The 21,411-nt window shown below is 44.0% G+C and carries 12 protein-coding genes and 1 pseudogene; all 13 read right to left on the bottom strand.

Features of this window, described 5'->3' with window-relative positions:
* Positions 1-5 precede the first annotated feature (5 nt).
* The 13 genes and pseudogenes from DXA54_RS03715 to DXA54_RS03650 all read right to left on the bottom strand — a co-directional run bounded on the left by DXA54_RS03715 (position 6) and on the right by DXA54_RS03650 (position 21,408).
* Entirely contained in the window at positions 6-1,826 is a 1,821-nt protein-coding gene (locus DXA54_RS03715; protein WP_004311198.1) for a DUF4886 domain-containing protein, read from the bottom strand.
* 8 nt (positions 1,827-1,834) lie between these two features.
* Entirely contained in the window at positions 1,835-3,628 is a 1,794-nt protein-coding gene (locus DXA54_RS03710) for a glycoside hydrolase family 2 protein (RefSeq protein WP_004311197.1), read from the bottom strand.
* A gap of 28 nt (positions 3,629-3,656) precedes the next feature.
* Positions 3,657-4,958, bottom strand: a pseudogene (locus DXA54_RS03705) (acetylxylan esterase).
* A gap of 25 nt (positions 4,959-4,983) precedes the next feature.
* Positions 4,984-7,050, bottom strand: coding sequence for an alpha-galactosidase (locus tag DXA54_RS03700; protein ID WP_004302512.1), 2,067 nt, complete (start codon positions 7,048-7,050; stop codon positions 4,984-4,986).
* The gene (locus DXA54_RS03695) at positions 7,043-8,923 is read right to left on the bottom strand and encodes an FAD-dependent oxidoreductase (protein ID WP_008646516.1); all 1,881 of its coding nucleotides are present in this window, start codon (positions 8,921-8,923) and stop codon (positions 7,043-7,045) included. Before DXA54_RS03695 ends, DXA54_RS03700 begins: the two co-directional genes overlap by 8 nt.
* A 20-nt stretch (positions 8,924-8,943) precedes the next feature.
* On the bottom strand, positions 8,944-10,545 hold the full coding sequence (locus DXA54_RS03690) for a hypothetical protein (RefSeq protein ID WP_004311194.1): 1,602 nt from the start codon (positions 10,543-10,545) through the stop codon (positions 8,944-8,946).
* Positions 10,546-10,633: 88 nt separating this feature from the next.
* On the bottom strand, positions 10,634-12,277 hold the full coding sequence (locus DXA54_RS03685) for a SusE domain-containing protein (protein ID WP_008646518.1): 1,644 nt from the start codon (positions 12,275-12,277) through the stop codon (positions 10,634-10,636).
* A gap of 20 nt (positions 12,278-12,297) precedes the next feature.
* The gene (locus DXA54_RS03680) at positions 12,298-14,019 is read right to left on the bottom strand and encodes a RagB/SusD family nutrient uptake outer membrane protein (protein WP_004302516.1); all 1,722 of its coding nucleotides are present in this window, start codon (positions 14,017-14,019) and stop codon (positions 12,298-12,300) included.
* A 17-nt stretch (positions 14,020-14,036) separates the two neighbouring features.
* Entirely contained in the window at positions 14,037-17,426 is a 3,390-nt protein-coding gene (locus DXA54_RS03675) for a SusC/RagA family TonB-linked outer membrane protein (protein WP_004302517.1), read from the bottom strand.
* A gap of 56 nt (positions 17,427-17,482) precedes the next feature.
* Positions 17,483-19,039, bottom strand: a complete 1,557-nt coding sequence (locus DXA54_RS03670; RefSeq protein ID WP_004311191.1) for a DUF4832 domain-containing protein — start codon at positions 19,037-19,039, stop codon at positions 17,483-17,485.
* A gap of 147 nt (positions 19,040-19,186) precedes the next feature.
* Positions 19,187-20,113, bottom strand: a complete 927-nt coding sequence (locus DXA54_RS03665; protein ID WP_004311190.1) for a FecR family protein — start codon at positions 20,111-20,113, stop codon at positions 19,187-19,189.
* A 147-nt stretch (positions 20,114-20,260) separates the two neighbouring features.
* Entirely contained in the window at positions 20,261-20,803 is a 543-nt protein-coding gene (locus tag DXA54_RS03660; RefSeq protein WP_004311189.1) for an RNA polymerase sigma factor, read from the bottom strand.
* Positions 20,804-21,075: 272 nt separating this feature from the next.
* A complete protein-coding gene (locus tag DXA54_RS03650) occupies positions 21,076-21,408 on the bottom strand; it encodes a hypothetical protein (protein ID WP_008141174.1) in 333 nt (110 codons plus the stop codon).
* Positions 21,409-21,411: the final 3 nt, after the last annotated feature.

Here is a 21,411-nt window from a genome sequence, read left to right as displayed (position 1 = left end):
AAACCTTATTTCGCCAGGCTAATGCATAGTGCATTGATATGTCCTTCCGCGGCACTACCGGTATCAAGCCCTTTCACCTCGACAATGACCTTTCCCTCCGAATCCGGTTCTACATTCTCAAACTTGGCAATGTACTCCTCGAAGTTTGCGGCAGCAAACGAGGCAGCATCCTTGATACCTGTCTTCACTTCTTTAACCGCACTCTCCGTTTTACCTACCAATTTATAAGAAGAGATACGGGCGTCTTTGCTTCCATTGAAACGGATGGCTAAAATAGTGAAATTATATTTCCGGGCTACATCCAGTTGAGAGATTTCTATTCTTCCTGGACCTACATCACCCTGGTTTTTCTCTCCTTTCACTAACAAACCGTCTTTCCATGCAGTCAGAGGAAATTCCACGCCATCCACCGTCACTGGGCTAGCCGGTTCGGAACCGACTCCAGCATGAGTCGCAGTAAATCCGTCAAGCACTCTGACACCAATATTCGTATAATTGTTTTCCACATCTTTTATCCAGCTGGTGGTTGAACTTTCCTGATGAGAAGTTATATTATTCCACGGAGTGGCAGAAAGTGAAGTCGGACCGAAATCAATATAGATGGGGGCTTTCAAGTCGGTGTCAGATATCTCCGGTTGCTTGAAGTCAACCAAATCGGTCACTTCATCAGGTTTCTGCACAGCGTAATGGGCAGCATTTTGTGCAATCTTCACTACCTGCGGGTCAATCGTTTCGGGAGCATACGGGTTGCCAACAACGTTTTGTCCCGTAATCATCTCAAACCAGGTGCAGGCAGCAGTATATCGCCCGTAAGTAACCTCCAGATGATAACCGTCACGGTTGAATGCATCACCCAGGAATGAGGTGCGGCCGTTCTGTATGGCTGTCCCCGAAGGAATCAACAGGCTCAAATCCGTATGATTCGTCATAGCCTGTCGTGCAGCCGTTACGATAGAAGAATACATCGTCATCTGGTTGCTATCATAATCCGGGAAACTTTCATGAGTGGAACTGGAAGCGTATGCCCAAGTCTGATGCCACAGCAGTTTAGCTTTCGGACAACGTTCCTTTATTCCTGCAATCAAATCAGCCAATACCGTATATGTTTCGTATTTACCGGATTTACCGCTCGCCTGTTGCAGACTGATATAATCCCAGTTTTCATCCGCCAATCCCTGTGATAGTTTATAACCGGTTTTACCTACTTTCTCGCCTTTTACTATTTTACGATATTCATAAGCAGCGGCATCCGACTGGAAGTTAGCCCAATGCTTATCCAGGTCACAGCCGCCAATATACATATTTCCGATAATTAACTCATAGCCTGCCGCTTCTGCCAGTTCATACAGATATTGCTCAACGGCATCCTGCGAGAAACTATTGCCAATTGCCAGTATTCGTATAGCATTTTGCTTTACGGTCACCGGAATTGTAGCAACTAGCGGTTTTGTATTTGTAGGACATTCGATAGAAATCGCTGTGCTACCATCCGCAACACCCGTAATAATAATGCTATTATTATCTTCGCTGACAGCTACTGTAGCGATGTTTGCATCTTTGGAAGTACAGGTATATTCCGGTTTCAGCTCTTCTTCACCACCAACCGATACGTTCAGAGTGACAGATTCACCAGTCATGACAGTGACTTCCTTAGAAGCAACCACCATCCAGTTTCCATCTACATATACTATTTTTTCTTCTGTCTGGGTTACAATCTTCTCCGAGTCCGAGCAGGAAACCAACGAACTGCCAACAGAAAATAACGTTACTAAAAAGAATAATCCGCTCAACAGAAAATTATTCTTTATTCTGAAATGCTTTATCATAAGTACTTTTAGTTATTTCTTTTTTTCATGTAATAATCTCTCATCAGATACCATGCCTTCTTGCGCATTCCCTGATCGGATATTAACCCTTTGCGGTTCCAGCCATCCTGATTAGTGGGGTGGAAACGGAACGGAGAACGGAAGTCGAACAGAATCCAGGGAGATACTCCACGCAGGTTAGGGATATTGTCGAACATACGGATATTGTCTCTATACAGACGTGCCTGATACTCTTCACTCCAGGAGCTGACTACATTCTCATCGCCGGACTGACCGTACAGTGCTTCACCACCAAATTCAGAAATAATCAACGGTTTGTCCGTCACTACTTCCCAGATTGCATCTTTCGGTTCAACAGGCCATGGATGATACCAGCCCATATATTTATTGATTGCTACGACATCCAATTGGGAAGTAAAGGAATCTTCCATTACAAAACGCTGTTTCTCACTGTTAAAGCGCACAAGGTCAAAAGCGGCGACATACAGACGGGTAGTATCCAGTTGTTTGCCTGTTTCAAGCAGGGAAGTCAAAAAATCATTCCGTTCTTTGGAAGGCTGTGTTTCATTGGCAACACCCCAGTAACCTACTGCACAACGATTCTGATCGCGCTTTATCATTTCAGAAAGCATCTTCTGTGCTTTCTTACGGGTATCTTTGTCTGTAAAGTCAATGCCTTGCCAAATAGGAATTTCCTGCCAGAGAAGGAAACCCATCTTTTCTGCCAAGCGTACCGTGTATTCATTCTGCGGATAATGTGCCAGACGAATCATGTTCACACCAAGCGCCTTAGCTTCATTCAGCAACATAGCTGCATCGGCTTCCGAGAAAGCACGTCCCATGCGCTGCGGAATCTCCTCATGGAAAGAGATGCAACACATAAATGTCGGTTTCCCGTTCAGGTAAATATCCGTTCCTTTCACTGTGATGTTACGGAAGCCTATTTGTTCCTCCACGCGGTCGGTACTTGAAGAAATGGCCACACCATAGAGTTTCGGTTCTTCGGGCGACCAGCGTTGCAGTTTCTTTGCATTCAATACGGTTTCCGCTTTTCCTTCCGCATCAGTGGTAAGTTCCGCATTGATTTTAAGTTCGGGGATGGCGACTGTCACCTTTTCACCTGCCTTTTTATCAGAAAGACGTACACGGGCAATGATCCGGTCGGGAGCATTTTTATCCAGTTGGATGAAGTAATCTTCTATAAATGTGCGGGGAGTTTTCACCAGCAACACATCTCTTGTGATGCCGCCATAATTCCACCAATCGAACGCCATAGCAGGAATGGCGTCCTTGGTACGACGATTGTTCACTTCTATTGCCAGGAAGTTATCGCCATCTTTCAACAGGTCCGTCACTTCTACTTGGAAAGGGGTGAAGCCACCTTCATGTTCTGCTATTTCTTTTCCGTTCAGGTAGACTTTGCAACGATAGCTGACAGCACCAAAATAAAGAAACTGACGCTTGTCTGCCAGACGTTTGGCATCAAAATGACGCGCATACCATACAGTACCCTCATAATATTTCAGTTCGGGCGACTGCGAGTTCCAGTCTCTCGGGACATTAAGACGCAAGCCGCCTTCGAATGCATATTCGTAGAAATCAGTATTTCCTTTCGGTTGCTGATTTTCATAGATTTTCATTCGTTGTCCCTGATCGTACAGGTCGATAATGGCATTCCATTTACCATTCAGTGAATGAATGTCACGACCGTAGACATTCGTTATCAGTTCTTGTGCCGCAACGCTTCCTGCAAAAGCGATCAGCAACAACAGACATAGATTTAATTTCTTACCTATTTTCATTTATCTATTAGTTTGTGGTATTTATACATTATTCGTTTCTCGATTCATTCTTCAGGAAATTCATCACCCAGTTCCAGGCAGCACTCCACTGCTCTGCATAGGCATAATGGGCAGTCGTTTCGGCCACGAACAACTCTTTCGGAGCATTAATCATGTTGTAAGCCGAATAAGTGGTGGTAGGCGGACAGACCATATCATTATAACCGAAAGTATAGAATCCCGGTACTTTAACCTACCGGGCAAAGTTGACTACATCAAAGTACTGAATGGTTTTAATCTTCTCCGGTGTCCGGTTCCTTTCATCCTTAAACATGTGCGGCCAACCTCCTGCGCGACCATGAGCATAGCCTGCAATATCACACAAAGCCGGATAGAAAGAAACTAATCCTTTGACACGGTTATCCAGTCCGGCAATCACTATGGAAAGTGCTCCGCCCTGACTTCCACCGAAAGTTGCCAGATTACCATTAAATTCGGGAAGTGTGTAAATGAAATCAATGGCTCTTACACAGCCTGTATAAACCCGTTTATAATAATACTTATCCCGATCGTCCGTATTGAATGAATGGTAATTCTTCAAGGCCCCGTTATAAAGTCGGTGATATACATCCCCCGTCAGGTTGACCGGAATGCCGTGAATACCGATCTCCAAAATGATAAAACCATTTCCGGCACGTTCGGGCTCCCCGTTATATGCGCGGATACCCGCACCCGGTACTTTCAAGATGGCCGGATATTTTCCGGGAGCTTTCGGCACACAAAGGATGCCATACATGCGGGATGCATAGTCATTATTCGCAAAAGAAACATGATATACATTCACTTTGTCCGTACACTTTTCCGGCAATAAAGTCATTATAGGTTCCAGCGCCCACTTTTCAGCGGCTTCTTTGGTGCTCTTCCAGAATTCAAGAAAATCGGCGGGCAACGGAGTAGTCGGTTGTAGCTTCTCCGGATCAAAGCCGACGGTAGCTACACCTTCATATTCACGCCCTTGATAACTGACAAAAGCACGGCAACGCAGGAAACCCTCTTTTTTCATTGTACCTGCATTAATTTCGAGCTTTTCATTCTTCAAAGGTTGTTTACCTGTCTGATGAGGTTTCATCATATCTTCCGAAATCTCATAACGCACTTCCAGATGATCCTGTGGAATATTGCATTTCAGTACAGCTACTTTGAATTTCACTTTTTCTCCCGGTTGATACAACCAATTGGTGTGGTCGGGAGTGACCAGCACTTGAATCAGCCTTTCCGCCGGTTGCCCGTACACAACGAATTGCACGGCAACAAACAAAGCAAGAAAAACAGAACGCAAACTTTTTATCATAATTCCATTATTGTTTATAGTCTTTTCATGGTTTTACCTGGTATTGATAAAGAGTGAAAGAATTCTTATCATTCAACTCGAAACTTACTTTACCCTGTACACCGACTTCAGCAACAAACTTTTTGCCATTTCCCATCAAAGGAGTAAAAGTTACCTTCTTGCCCTCCGGAAGCCAAGTATCAATGGTTCTTTTGGCTATATCATTGTCTTCGCGGTAAATAATGAGATAACCTTGCGTGTCAGAGACTATTGATTGAAATCCTGTCCACGAGCGTCCCGAAGGTTCTTCACCAATGGGTAATATGATGCCTTGATGAAATTGAAGTTGCAAGGGTTGATATTCCTTGAGCAGAGTTGCCGTAGCATAAGCCTCTTCGGGCAGGTTCGAAGCCTCCATCCAAGCCAATGGCTGTGCCGCCAGGGTGATGGCAAAGAGGTAGTCGAAACTATAACGAGCGGGAGCAAATGGATCGGTAGTGCTGTACTTATCGGCATTACGCCATTTATTAAGGAATTCTATCTGCATCTTCTCGGCCGGTACATAGCGAGACAGCATCCAAAGATTACGCAAGGTGCGATAGGGATAATAGTTGCCCCAATCGGTATAACGGTTTTCCAGGAAGATATTGCCATACTCATTCATATAATGATATCCACCGCGACGACCGGCAGTGGCATCGAGGTTGAAAATCACCTCATGGTTGGTTTGTGCTAACACGGCATCAAACAACCGGCGCAAATTCTGTTCGGCTGTTTTAGTAGGTATTTGTAAGCCATCTATCTTGAAACAGCAGATGCCATACTCCTTGTAAAGCCCGATAATGACTTGCGCGTCTTTTTGCCAATCGGCAAAATCATTCTGTATACTAGGATTGAACCATAATCCGATACGAATACCCAATTTCTTTCCTTTCTCTACAATGCGTTTCAGTCCATGAGGGAATTTCGTGGGGTTGGGCGTCCAGTAATCGGCATTTTTCCAAATATCTTTAAAGCTGCCTCCGGCTGTCTTTGAGTTGGGACTTTTTCCGCTCTGCCAACCATCGTCCAGTTGAAAGAGGGTGACACCCAGACGTGCGGCACGATCCAGCTCAGCCAGACAGAAAGCCTCATCTATTTTGGCATCCTGACTACGGTCACCCCAGGTATTGAGCATAATCATCTCATCCTGTGCGGCAGTGTGGTGGCGCAGTTGTTTTTGATAAAGGCGCAATGCTGTTAGTGCTTCTTGTTCATCTCCGGTATAGACACCGGTAACGCATCCATAAACACGAGTCCAGCTATCCGGTTTCACATCATCAGATGCAATGCCCAGACCCACTACCATAAAATCGCTAAAGTCGGCCACGAAGTCGGAACCATTATAATGTAATTGGGTACTGCTGCAAGGAGCCTCTTTCAAGAAAAAGAAACCTTGCCGGGTAGCCACATCGTGAGCAAAAAGCAGATTACCACGATAGGTATTGCGACGGTAAGGAAGCCAGGTACGTTCTGTCACCAGATTGTCGTTCCAATCAGTATAGTCGAAGAACTCTACCGTACGGGCACGCCAATGATTACCGGAGAGTTGCAATCTGTCAATCGTCGGAGTTTTCACCCCCGTAGTCATATCGGCTGTGTGCTCTATATTTTTACGATCGGCATTAGAACGATTGTCATCTTTATTCTGGTAAAGTTCTACTTGTCCTTTCAGATAGGTATCGCAGGCAATGGCGGGACAGTCTGCATAAATGCGATAGCGACGTTCTATACTTAGAGAACCGATGGTGCAAGCCACAGTGGCTTGCAGATAGCTGGCATGTATACCATTCGTTGGAATCTCATTCACAGTGAAAGTAGCAGCTGTAGAGATGCCTTTCACAATCGAGAAGTCGGGCTCTTTGCCTTGAGCCGGGATTATTTTTCCACATAGCTTATCGGTGAGGCTAATGGTGACAGGTGTACCATTATTCCACAGCATGGTACGCTCCATGTAGTTATTGCCCATACGTAGTGTATCACCTTTCAGGAAAGCATAATAGTGTTGTCCCCCCCAAAGCGGCAATCCCAATATGGTTGAGAGAAATATCGTGATAATACTTTTTTTACTCATAGTTTGTCTGCGGTTTGATGTAAGCCGGAGCCTCCAACAATTTGTTGGGTTCGTTGAAACGTTGGTTATCGGGTACATTGTGTTTGCCCAAGCCTGCCTGCATAAGCTGCTTTAATTCGGGCAGATGATGATGATAGATATCACGCGGTTCTACACCATGCTTATGACAGAGTCCGGCTGCCATACCTACTACTTCGCCCATCATACCAGTAGTACGCATCACACGCACCGTACCCAAGGCTACGTGTGTGCAACTCATATTACGACCTGCCATAAAGAGGTTATCCACATTGCGCGAATAAAGACAACGATAAGGGACAGCATAAGGATGAATCCAACGATGCACCGTTGCCGACTTGAATTCATTATCAGGAAAACGCACACTGTTCACGCTATCGGGGAAGTGGAGGTCGATACTCCAAGTGGTAGTAAACGAAGCATCCTCGTGCGCCACATTTTTGTCTATATCGTCTTGTGCTAACACATAGTCGCCCAGAAGGCGGCGAGATTCACGTTTACCGGAAACATACGCCACCCAATCGAGTGAACGGTTGGCATACTTTTTACGATCCGCATAGTGATTCTTCAGATAGCTCCAATTGGAATATACCACCAAAAGTCCATAGTCGCGTATGCGTTCAGCCTCGGTGATTTGATTACGGTTCATTCCTGTTTCCCATTTCCATTCGCCCATAGTTACAGGCTCGCAATTATCAGCGCCAAAGCGCATACCATATTCGAAGCGGGGGAAAGAGGTCTTCTTCTTCATGTCCTTGCTATACCATTGTACCGATGCGCCCATCACTAGCGAGTCGGGCTGCTCGGGAGCGAGACTTTCGCCATATTCATCGCGGCCTTCACGTCCCATAGTCCAATCGGCACCGGCTAAGTAGCCTATGGTAGCATCGCCAGTACAGTCACTAAAAAGAGGAGCGGTAAGTTCCGTTTGTTCACCTGTCTCAATGTGTTGAATAGTGACTGATGCTATGCGATCACCCTGCATCTTTACGGCCACAGCACGTTGCGAAGCATAAAGGGTGATATTCTTTTCGGCAGCTATAAAGTCTTCCTTTTTCTGATCTTCATAATAGTCACCCGGTTGGGCATTACCGGAACGTTCATGACCGAATTCGCGTATCATACGACCTAACCCCTCGTTGGGTCCCTTTTCGATAATACCACCCAGGTGTACACGTATCTCCGACGAGTTATTACCACCCAGTACAGGACGATCGTTCACTAATGCCACCCTACAACCTAACCGGGCAGCAGCCGTAGCGGCACACATGCCGGCTACGCCTCCTCCCACTACCACAAAGTCGTACTGATGGGTGGGCACCGTTTGTTGTTGTTGCAAGCGGGCACGAAGTGCAGCTGTCTCTGCCTCGCCCCATGCAGTGGGTTGCGCATTCATATCAGTCGTGAGATAGATGGCATCACAACGACCATTAAAACCTGTAAGGTCTTTCAAAGCAAGGGTAATAGTACCTGCCTTCAATACGACCTTACCGGCGGACTGCCATTGCCAGGAATTACCGGTGTGTCCCAACGTAGTTTTCAGTAACTTACCACCTAAAGCCAGACGAAACTTTCCGGGTCCTTCGGCATCGGTCCAAGGTGAAGTCCAGTTGTAGGTGCGGGCATATACATAGTAAGTGCCCGCCTGGGGAATATTGATTTCTGCCGTAGCATCGGCCACAGGAATACCCATGCCATGTGCCATGAGATAGGGTGAACCCATTTGATCCATGAACTGCTGGTCGAGCACCCAGCCGCCTCGCTGGCTGAAGCTTTCTGCTTCGATGAGCAGTTCTCCGGCTACAGCCACAAGGCTACAGGCTACGGCTATGCATGTCAGTAAGATTTTTTTCATCATAGCACAGCGTTTTTTAATTATTGAATAGTTATATCACCCACTTTCACCCAACCTTTGGAGGTTTGATACTCATCGCGGGCTGAAATTAAGATACCAATGGCATTCTCTTTGGTAGTATCTACCAATCCTACTGCCCAAATGTAATTCCCTGCGGCTACATCAGTGAGTTTGATATTAGTAGTGTAAGTCTTGGGAGCTCCCTTCATCCAAGTGGCAATGTTTGCTTTGTCTTCTATATAGATGCGGACGGGCTCCTCTGTATTCTTATCGAGCAGAGCGATAGCAAGTTTGTACTTGTCACCATACTGCGGCAAATTGGTAGGACAGTAACCCCAACCCAAGTTCGACCAGCGGTGAGTAAGTGATACACTACTGCCACTACGAGCTATAGTAGGAATAGACAGACGGTCGGGATAGAGACGGTAACCACCTTCGGCAATAAACTCCTTCACCAAATGGAAAGCTGTATTGAACCAAGAATGAGTTTCACCTTTGTTCACGTTGGTATCAAAGCGGAGGTCCATCATGTTGACATAACCACCCTTGGCTTCATCATATTCTCCCTGGCGCACCTCGGCAAAATTCTTGTAACCATCGCCGGCAATAGAACCACCGTGTGATGATTCTACCCAACCACCTTCCATAGTAATAGGTACGATACCATGATAGGTAGTACTGATGCCACGCTCCCAATCCTTATAATATTGCTTCATGCCGAAAGCATCGTGACGCAAACAGAAGCCTTTAGCTACGGCACGTTTCACCATATCGGCAGCTACATCGGTATCGGTATCACTAAACTCTTTGCCACTAAGCAAACAGCGATGATAATTAATCATGATAGGCACTTTAGTGAAAAGGCGTGACATTACGTCTGTAATCCATTCAAATACTGCTTGTCTAGGAGCTTCATCACCTGTAGAGTATTTCAGGGTGTGAGTCTCGCCCCATTTGCCTAATCCAAAACCACTCACAAATTGAGTGACATCAGGATCATTGTATTTGGCTGCAAAAGCAGTAAGAAACTCTTCATACTCCCTCTGGAAAATGGGATCGTCCGGATAAGGTGTCCATACGTTTACACTACCGGTAGTAGTGGTAAATCCTTCAGCACCGGCCTCTTTTACATAATCGGGACAGGCATCTTCATGTTTGTCACGACTATCACACACAAAGGTAAAGGCGAGCTTCAAGTTTCGTTCTTTAGCTCCTTCCACCAGCATACGAAAACGCTTGGCAGGTTCGGTCTGTACACTTTCATCCCATACATATTTGCCTTTTTCAGGATTAAAGTTACTCCAAAGACCACGTACGTAGAGCGTATTGCCATAGTCAGATACCTTCACAGTACCTTCTGACGACTCGAAGTTATCATAAAGATCCCAGAAATCCATCATCATACCACTTCCAATACCCGCGTAAATGACCCATCCACTCATAGGGTTACGCTGCAGTTGGTAGCGTTCGGGCATGATATTGACGGTCGTGTTGCCTTCAATGTTCCAACTATAATCGGTTATAGGGGCATCATCGTCTGAACAAGCAGTGCCAATGAAAGACGTAGTAGCCAGCAGACACATCGACAAGGTCTTGATGCTGTTTTTTATTATTTTGTTCATAAAATATATCTCGTTTATTGTTATCATTTAAAGGTAGAATAAGAAGTGAAGTGATAAAAGCTCCACCTCTTATTCTTTCATTTTGGATTTATTTAATATCAAAGAGTACAGTGTTGTTCTCCAGGTCCACTACCACATAGTTACAGCCCTCCGGGATGAGGAAATAAGCATAGCGGTTATTGCCCTGACCTGTTACGGCTCCTTCTATCTTACCCGCTGTTACTGTGGTGTATCCATTGTAGCTATTACGAACAGCATCAGCAGTAGAACCAACGAACCATCCGTTATTAGCATATCGCAGCGTGCTGAAGTTCACCCAACCGGCATTTGTCTTCCCATAATTATCCTTATATTCATTACGTGGCAATACATCACCTTTATAAACGAATACTTTCGGATTGGCAACACTCTGAATAAGATTATACTTCACTTGACAGTACTTGAAGCTTTTTCCGGTTTCTTCATCAATACCCGAATCGTAAGCAAAACTATTGAAACCACCATACATGTGCAGTACATTGACTTCCTGACTCCATGGGTTTTTCCCCAGTTCGGTATTGTTGAACGATACGGTGAGTGGTTTCAGATCGGTAGCGGTCGAATAGATGGTAATAGATTTCTCCTCCTTATTCAATACAATGCGGTAAGTTCCATCGGCCGGAATTGTCCAATATTGTTTATCCACTTTGCTAATGAGTACTTGTCCGAATGTTGACAATTGACCATCTTCGATGTCATGACTATCAGCTATTTCCGGTACAATGGCCATCGCTTGTTCACCTTCGAAGGTGAGCGGGATGTAAAGGTTACCAGCTTTCAGTGCACCACGCCAAGCATAAATCTGGTCATTTTCGAGGACTTGAGCCATCTCAATCTGTTCCCCACCTACGGCACTACCAGCCAGGAATATCTGATCGGCTTCAACTACAGCACCAGCTTCTACTATCTTCACCGTCTGTTTACTCATATTCACAGTGATACGATAGGTAGCTGCAGATGGAATTAACCACGAATTGGCTTCAGCGCGATCGGATATGACGCCTGCCATTTCACCTGTGGTGATAGGGGCATCGGCGGTTTCCGGGCCAATGGCATTCAATTCGTCGGCATAGTCAACGGGGAAGTTTATCTTACCGGCAACCAAAGCTCCTTCGTAACTATAAATTCTGTTTGTCTCGTCTTTCAACGTCATCTTAATATTATCATCGCCTACGGCAGTACCTCCCACATAAAGGTTATCAGCTTTATACTGTTTGGGGCCATAAGTTTTGAACTTCACCGTTGCAGTAGCAATATCGGGCACCATAAGACGGGGACCTTCAAAGTTGGCTGTAACAGTAAAAAGGACTTCGCCAATGGTACTGGTGGTTAGACCGAAGTAATCGACCAATATATCCTGCATCTCTTTGTTGGTGTACGAGCGAAGAAATTCACCATCATCATCAAATTCCTTGATATTTGCAACATCGCTACCGATAAGCTGCATCTCATATTTATAAGTTGTGATATAATCTTCACCAAAATTGTGAGCGGTGCTCCACTTCAGCGTAAAAGCTGTCTCGTTGGGTTTACTTTCATCGAGCTTAATATATTCGCCCGAAGGAGTCAACTCAATCTCCGACTGGTTGCGTGAGGCAGTATTGTCTATCTCCTCTTCGCACGAGGTGGCAAGCATGCTCATCATTCCCACAGCCACCATTCCAAGGTTTCTATATAAATGCATTGTTTTCATGTTCGTAATAGTTTATAGGATTAATAACCCGGATTGTTGGGTAACAAGTTGGGACACAACTCCACATCATGTGTAGGCAGCGGCCACAAATATTCGCGTTCGGGGAAGATGCGTTTAGCACCCTGCGAACAATAACCGGCATTAAAGAGAGCTGCAAAGTCTGCTAAACCATCTTCGTCGATTTGCGGAGTCATTCCCCAGAACCAGAGGTTCTTGTTCACGATATTGTTCAGCAATTCTGTGGGGTCAATAAGCATGATGTAATTGTAACCATTCAATGCTTTTCCTGCCAATTTCCAACGCATCAAGTCTTGCAGGCGTTGGTTCTCCATAGCAAACTCCATGCGGCGCTCTATACGCAGGGCACGTCGCAGTTCGGTTTGGTTGGTAGTGGTCACGGCAGGATAACTATCAGTAGCTGTTACATTCACACCATAAGCACGAGCACGTACCATATTAATGGCTTTCAGCACGCTGTCGTCAATCAGGTTCTGTTCTATCATGGCTTCAGCATAAATCAACAGTACGTCAGCATAGCGCATTATGATATAGTCTTGTTCTACCTTTTGGTCTACTGTCCACGTAGCATCAATACCTTTCTTCCACAACAATCCTGTATATGAACTATATTGATTCACGATACGGGTATCTTGGTTGCTTTGTGTCTTACCTGTGGTATAGTTCATTACAGTTTTAGCTGCAGGACTGGGGTCGTATTCGAAACCACAGTGCTCGGTATTGAATTCAACGATGGTCATTGTACAACGCGGGTCACGGTTCTTGAAAGGCTTGCGAGGATCAAACAACGGTGATTCGTCAATAGGTAGCCCGTCAGTACAGAGATATGAGGCCAAGAGGTCCCATGAGGGATTGTATGAGCCATATCCTCCGGCATTACGAGGAAGACCGTTCTTCACAATCCAGGAATCGAGCATCACTTCGTTTTCAATGGAGCGAGGTATCACGAACACTTTCTCGTCATTCAGTTTGGTGCTCTGCTTGAAAAGTTTAGCATAGTCAGGTTCCAAAGAATAGAGTTTAAGATCCATACAAGCTTTGGCGGCTTGTGCAGCTATCTCATAATCACCCATATAGAGGGCAAAGCGCGCTTTCATAGCCAGGGCTGCTCCTTTGGTAGGATGGATATTTTCGTCTTTTCCATAGCTTTCAGGCAAACCGGCAATGGCTTTATCGAAATCAGCATACACCAAAGGAATCACTTCCGCTTTAGGTCTGCGACCACGTTGCAAAGCTTCGGAAATGGTTATAGTCTCTTCCTGATAGGGCACATCACCATAAAAGAAGATCAGTTCAGCATATTTGCAGGCACGACAGAAATAAGCCTCACCGGCATAACGATTATAAACTTCCTCGGTCACAGCACCCTTTGCCTTGTGAATATTTTCGAGCATTGTGTTGGTGCGGGCAATAAGTTTGAATGATTGCTGCCACAAAGCATATACTTCATACTGCTGGCCGTTCAGGGTTCCATCAAGCACGGTTCCACCACTTCCCGGGTTACGGTTCGTCTGACGATAGGTTGTGTTGTCCGACCATTGTTCGGATGAGCTAAGAGGTTCTTGCCAATAACCTAAAATATAGAAATCATTGGAAGCCAAACGCAATTCTGTTTCGGATGTGTACCAAGACTCGGTATTACCTTGCGATTTGGGTACCAAGTCCATGCTCTCGCAAGCAGCAAGACTCAGGCACATTCCGGCTAATAATATCTTTGTTTTCATATTCTATTCCTATTTATTTAAAAGTTAACTTGTATGCCCATTACTAAAGAGGTGGTAATAGGATAATCCGATGTACCCATTTCAGGATCCCAACCACTAGGGAAATTGCTCAAACAGAAGAGGTCACTACCACTCACATAGAAGCGGGCACGGTTTATACCGGCTTTTTGTGTCCAACTCTTAGGTAGGGTATAGCCTAATGTGATATTCTTCAAACGGAAGTATGAACCGTTGAACATCCAGAAGTTAGAGGTAGCATAGTTATTGCTCTTCGACACATTCGAAAGGCGGGGATACTTGGCTGCTAAATTCTCTTCAGTAGTATTGAAAGGACTCCAATATTTACCCTCGAGAATGGCTGGTACGTTACCATAGTTATCACGCAAAGGTTGTACCATAGAAGTAGAGAGGTAAGAATTTTGCTTGCCGATGCCTTGGAAAGCAAGACTGAAGTCAATGCCTTTGTACGAAGCGTTAAGGCTACCACCATACTGGAAACGAGGCAGTGAGTTACCCAAAGGTACACGGTCGTATTCGGGACTGATTACGCCATCGGGTACACCATCGGGACCACTGATGTCACGATACTTCAAGTCACCAACTGTAACGGTAGTACTAGTGCGAGCCGAGTTGTTCACTTCTTCTTGAGTTTGATAGATGCCCTCGCACACATAACCATAGAATTCATTGAAGAGCACGCCGGCACGTTTAATCTTACCACCACTGATTTGCTCACCATCATTCATATAATCAATCTTTGAAAGGAAGTCGGAGAAATTCACATTTACACCATACTTAAAATCTCCTATCTGGTCGTTCCATGCCACTTCAATATCATAACCATGAGTGGACATCTTACCTGCATTCGTACTAGGGTTGTTATATCCCATAAAATAAGGGATTTCGATATTCAGCAACATGTCCTTGGTCTCTTTCCAATAGTAATCGAAATGAAACTGCAGACGGTTGTTCAAAAAGTTGACATCCAGACCTAAGTCAGTACTGGTAGTCGTTTCCCAAGTAATATCTTCTACAGCCAACACAGCAGGACGAGCAGTTTTATCAGAAACTACACTTCCATCAGCCATATAGAAAAGTGAATTACCAAAACTCATCAAAGCAATGTAGGGGAAGTAGTTGCTGCCGATACGTTCGTTACCTAACATACCCCATGAACCACGCAACTTCAAGAATGAAAGCCAATCCCATTTGAGGTTCTTCATGAACTTCTCTTCACTCGCTACCCAACCAGCTGAAAATGAAGGGAAAGTACCCCAACGATAACCTTTGGCAAAACGTGAACTACCATCGTGACGCACGTTAGCCTGGAACAGGTAACGATCGGCATACGAATAAATAACACGGCCAAAAACAGAGTTTGAAGTATACTCTGAACCTGTACCGCTATTGGTTTGGAAATCTTCCGAACCGATATTGAGGTAAGGATAACCGGTCAGTTCATATTTATCGCGCGCAGCACCGAGACTTTCGCTCTTCATATAGTAGTTTTCGAAACCGGCCATTACTGTGAGATTATGACTGCCAAAGGTTCCCATATAGTTGGCAATTGCCTGGCTAGTGACATTATAATCATCGTTACGAGTTTCTGTGAGCGAATTGGTAGTCCAAGTGCTCCCGGAGTCGAAATAACCGCCAAAGGTTTCGGGATCATCGGGCAAGGTGTATCCACATGAATTTTTAAACGCTTTCTTCTTTTGATAGTTGATAAAAGGAGATACGATACCCGAGATGCTTAGCCCCTTGATAGGCTTGAAGGTTAGCGAACCTTTACCTGCCACCTGCGTACTGTGAGCTACCGAATTACCACCGGCTACAAGCAATCCATAAGGATTTGCACCACTCTTACCCGAAGCTAAACGACCATCATCCCAGGTTGCGGGGTAAATGGCGGGCATTTTACGCATGGTATCAAAAGGGTCATAGTTTGTGGCAGTACTCTTAGCATGACGGATATTTACGTCTATTTGAGCACTAAGTTTATCATTGATATTAAAGTCGTTGTTCGAACGGAACATGTAGCGTTGGAAACCACGACCGTCATAAAGACCGTCTACTTCGTCATACGAAAGGGTAGCTACCGACTTTACCGCTTTGTTACCGCCTGATACAGAGAGAGTATGAGTCATACGGGGAGCACTTGACTTCAAAATCAGATCAGTCCAATCGGTAATGGGGTAGTTGTTCGGATCAGTAGCATTATACTTCACCCAATTCTTGGTTTTGTCAGCCGTATATTCTTGGAAAAAACCACCAGTAGGGTTATCGTTGTATTTCAACTCGTTGCTCATCTCCAAGTAGCGAGTGACTCCCACCATACTAGGTTGTTTAGTAGGAATTTCCCAACCAAATTCAGCATTATATTTCAGATTGATTTTACCGGTATCGTTACCGCGCTTGGTAGTAACTAAGATAACACCAGCAGCAGCTTTCGAACCATAGATACTGGCAGCCGCAGCATCTTTCAATACAGATATGCTCTCTACATCATTAGAATTCACATAGTCGAGCGAACTCTGCACACCGTCTACAATCACTAACGGGCTCGATTCACCCATAGTGGTAATACCACGCACACGAATAGAGGCGGCTCCTGCACCGGGAGCAGAGCTATTACGCGTCACCATCACACCAGAGAGTGATCCTTGCAATGCATTGGAAAGCATGGCTGTACGCTTGTTCACCAGCTCTTCTCCCTTCACGGCTGCCACCGCACCGGTAAGGTCTTTCTTCTTTACCACACCGTAACCGATAACAACTACTTCGTTGAGCGCTCTGCTAGCTTCTTCCATTACTATGGCATACATATTTTTGCTATCTATCCGCACGATTTTATCCACAAAGCCCACATAGCTAATGAGCAATTCGCTACCCTCGGGAACGTCTATCTGAAACTTACCATCAAGGTCGGTGATAGTAGCTGCATCACTACCTTTCACACGAACCGTAGCACCAATCATCGGAAGATCAGTTGCATCGACTACCTGACCAGAGATGCGCTTCGCCTTTTTCACTTGAGTAGTAGCCTTTTTAGAAGGATTAGCAGTGATGGTTACTTGACGGTTCTGAATGGTATATTTCAAATCGGCTAGCCGACATACTTCCGTCAAAATAGCATCGATCGACTTTCCTTTCAACTCGATGTTCACTTTGTTGTTGAGACGATCTTTTACAGGTTGATCATAGACAAAAACATATTGGCTATGTTTTTCAATGTAGTCGAACACTTGTTTCACTGTCGAATCTTCGGCTTTAAGGATATACATCCCATTTACCTTTTCGAACGAAACAGTCGACGCACTAGAATAAGCGGGCACAGACAGTAGTCCAGCCAAACAGAAAGCTTTTGCCAAGCTTACCACCGTAGTTGTGATTGTTTTTCGATTCATAATATAAGATTAATAATTAATATTTATTGCATAACGATTTATGAGTAATCTACCAGTTAATTGTTGATTTTAAGTTTACCGACTTTGCACCATCCCTCAAATAGAAGATTCTTGTCGACCGCCATTTTCAAGCCCGGCTGGCATGCTTTGGTTGTATCAACCAAACCAATAAGCCAAGTGTAGTTTCCCTTTTGAAGTCCATCCAATTTGACAGTTGTGGTATAATGACCATCACGCCCTTGTACCCAAGTTGAGAGATCAGCCTCATCTGCAAGCTGTTTTTTCACAATGTTATGATTGTCATCCATCAAAGCGATGCAGACTTTATATTTTCCTTTCCATTGAGGAATATTGGTAGGACAGTATCCCCAACCCAGATTGCGCCAATTGTGTTGCACGCTCACACGCTCGCCTGAACGGGCTTTATTTACAAAACTGACCTCTGTGGGATAGAGCCGGTATCCTCCCTCACGTTCGAAACGCTTCACCAAATCGAAAGAGCGATTAAACCACGAGGCTACTTCATCACCAATGCGAAGATCCATCATATTGACATGGGCATTACGGCTTTCTTCGTACTCGCCCCAGCGCACATCTTCCGAATGCCCCTGGCGATACTTGCCACTAGGATCAATCCAGTAACGGTGGTGCGCTCCGGTAATCCATCCTCCCTCCATAATGATGGGCAAGCGAAAGCGGTAAGCACGGGCAAAATCTTTTTCCCACTGTTCGTAGTAACCAGTCATGCCAAAAGCGTCGTGACGAATGGTGTATCCTTTGGCAATGGCTCTTTCGAGCAATCTTTTACTATCAGGGTGTGGTTCTGCCCAGCTGATGGTATCTCCCACCAAACGATGGTAGTTTATCACCAATGGTACACGTTTGAAAGCTTTTGCATAGGTATCGGTAATCCATTCGAATACTTCTACTTTATTTGAGTAGTTATTATACTTCACGCCATGTGCTTCTCCCCATTTACCAAGCCCATAAGCATCAATAAAATCTACTTTATCGGGATCGTCAAAAGCAACAGCAAAGGCTTGAAGAAACTTTTCGTATTTCTGTTGAAACACGGCATCGTCAGGATAAGGCGACCATATTTGGGGATTATTAGGATCTTGAAAACCTTTCGCACCGGCTTCCTTTACATAAAGAGGTGTGTTCTGTCCTTGGTCGCGGCTGTCTACATTGATACGGAAAGCCAGTCGCATACCACGTTCACGCACCGAAGCAAGCAATTTATAGATACGTGAGTCCGGATCGTTCCATACATAATCTCCCTCTTTACTCTCAAGCATATTCCAATTGATGCGAATGTAACATGTACCGGCGTAATCGCTCACGCGAACAGTGGAATCCCCACCATTTACGGGCATAGCATCATAATGGTGAGTTTGCCAAAAGTTTTCATCCCATGCACGTCCCAAATACATCACCCAACCTGTAAGGGGATTTTTGAGTACAGAGGTAGTATCAGGCTCAAAACATACTGTTTGTTCGGGCGCTTTTAGTCCTTTAGTTATAGATATTTGTGTATGTGCCGAAGACCATCCACAGAGTATCAGAGCTGCTATAAAAAGCATAAATGTGCGTAACAAAGTGTATCTTTTCATATTTTTCACTGGTATTAATAAAGCATAGCTTCTCCTTACGAGAAGGCGTATAAGTTTCCTCTACCTTGCTATGAAGGCATTATAAATTGGTTAATAATAAGTTTCTATGTAATTATTTTATTCAGGAATAATCAATAACAAATATAATTACTCCTTCACTAAGTAGATCGTATCACCATGAATTTTCATTCGGGTTTGCGTCATGGTTTCAATGGCTTTCAATACATCCTTTACCTGATCGTCAAGTACTAGTTTGCCATAAAGTTTATTAGCCGACATCTTATCATCAAACAGAATAGTCACTCCGTAATAATGACTGAGCCGTTGGGCTACAGACTCTACACTTTCACCGGCAAGGTTTATCATCCCTTGCATCCAGCAAGTATATTCATCGGTATTCACTAACCGTTTCTCAGCAAAACCACCCTCCTGCAAATTTACCAGTTCATTCGGTTTCATGCGAACCCTGTCATTGTTGGACGTTTTGAGTTCTACCGAACCTTGTACCAACACAACCTGCGAATCCGAAGCATCGTAATTGTTCACATTAAATTTAGTTCCAAGCACCTTCACTCTAAAATTATCAGAATTAACTAAAAAAGGATGCTCCGCATCGTGTGCCACATCAAAGTAGGCTTCACCTTTCACGTATACCTCACGATACTCGCCATTAAAACGTTTGGGATAGCGGACAACGGTACGCGAATTGGCTATGATTCTGGTACCATCTGCCAACATCAACGTCATCTTTTCGCCAACAGGCACTTCGACCTCTTCATCGTAAACATCAGCCATCATTTCCATAACTTCCGCACGGTACAAACCGTCCGTTGTATTCTCCCCGATTATATATTTAATACCTATTAAAAGAAGCAGCGTCGCAGCCACCGAGCCAACATACATCATAATGCGTCTCTGCCTAGATTTACGCTCTTGTTGGTGCATTTTCAAAAAAGCTCTTTTCTTAATGGCGGAGATATCTATCTCAGCCGGAGTGCTATGTTGTATGAACGACTTCAACTTGATGTCGTCCAGCAAATCACCATATTTATAATCATTTATATCTTTATCCATCTTCAATTCTTTTTATCCTTTCAATTTCTTTTTCCTGCAAACAATCTTTTCACCTAAAACTTCTTTCTATTTATAAAGACGCAGAGGTTGAATTTATCTATAGGTTTAATTTCCACTTTTTTTCTTTCAGTGCTGTTTTTTTCTGAATCACCCGCCTACAAGTCTCTTTCGCAAAGCATTCATAGCATACCCTATATGGTAGTTCACTGTAGGAAGTGAAATTTGCAACATACGCGCAATTTCCGCATAAGGCATTTGTTCCAGTTTTGCCAGGAAGAATACATGCTTGCACTTGGGCGGCAAACTATTGATTGCTTCATTCAAACACTGTATCTCTTCACGCGAAAGCATATCATCCATCGGAGTCTGCATATCAGGGAAAGAGAAATTCTGAAGTTCCTCAAAAGAGATCTCCTGATTACTCTTCACCTCTTTACGCAAATAAGAGATTGATTTACGATAAACAATCGTATTCAACCAACTCGACATACTGGCAATTTCCAAAAGCGTACTACGTAGTTTCCACACTTCAAAGAAAACATCGCCTACCACTTCTTCCGCCATTTCCTTATTACTAAGGATACCAAAAGCGTGATAGTATAACCTCTTCGAATATCGGTTCATAAAACTGTTAAAAGCCAGTTCATCCCCTTTGGAAATCAACAAAAGTTCTCTTTCCAGGTCTTCCATTTAATTAGATTACTATTTTAGATTTTTCTCGGTTTGACTTAACCGATTGAAGAATAAACTCTTAGCGAATTATTTGAGAAGTAGCGGTAACGAGTTAGCAACCGTGCAATTTTCAGCGTTTTACATTGCTATGCTGTCAAATAACTCTTTCATTTGCAAATATAATATCTTTTTCCGAAAGTACGAACTGTGACGGCAATTTTATAAAATTGATTGAAAAAAAACAGAAAATGTAAGAAGCCCCCAGCGAGTTATCCCACCGGAGGCATAGCTTATTTATTACAATCACATTTTTGAAAAGTCCTTTCTTCTTTTACAACCTCTTGCTTTATAAGTTTATCATCAATAAAAGTAAAAGCTGTTGTTATAATATACCATGTACCTTTGTTTAATTCTTCTTTATAGAAGAGTTTTTCTTTCTCTTGATTGTCTTGTGTATAGGATATTTCCTTATTAAAAGGCTTTCCATATCTTTTTATGAAAAGATTTTTATCTATGCCCAAATTTATATTTTCAGAGCTGAATTTACTTATTCGACTGGATGTATAACATGATGTCAAGACGATTGTTAGCAATGTAGTCTGAATGATGTTTTTTAGTTTCATATT

This window comes from Bacteroides sp. OF03-11BH (assembly GCF_003604005.1).
Taxonomy (GTDB): Bacteria; Bacteroidota; Bacteroidia; order Bacteroidales; family Bacteroidaceae; genus Bacteroides; species Bacteroides ovatus.
This window is presented reverse-complemented; position numbering and strand designations above follow the sequence as displayed.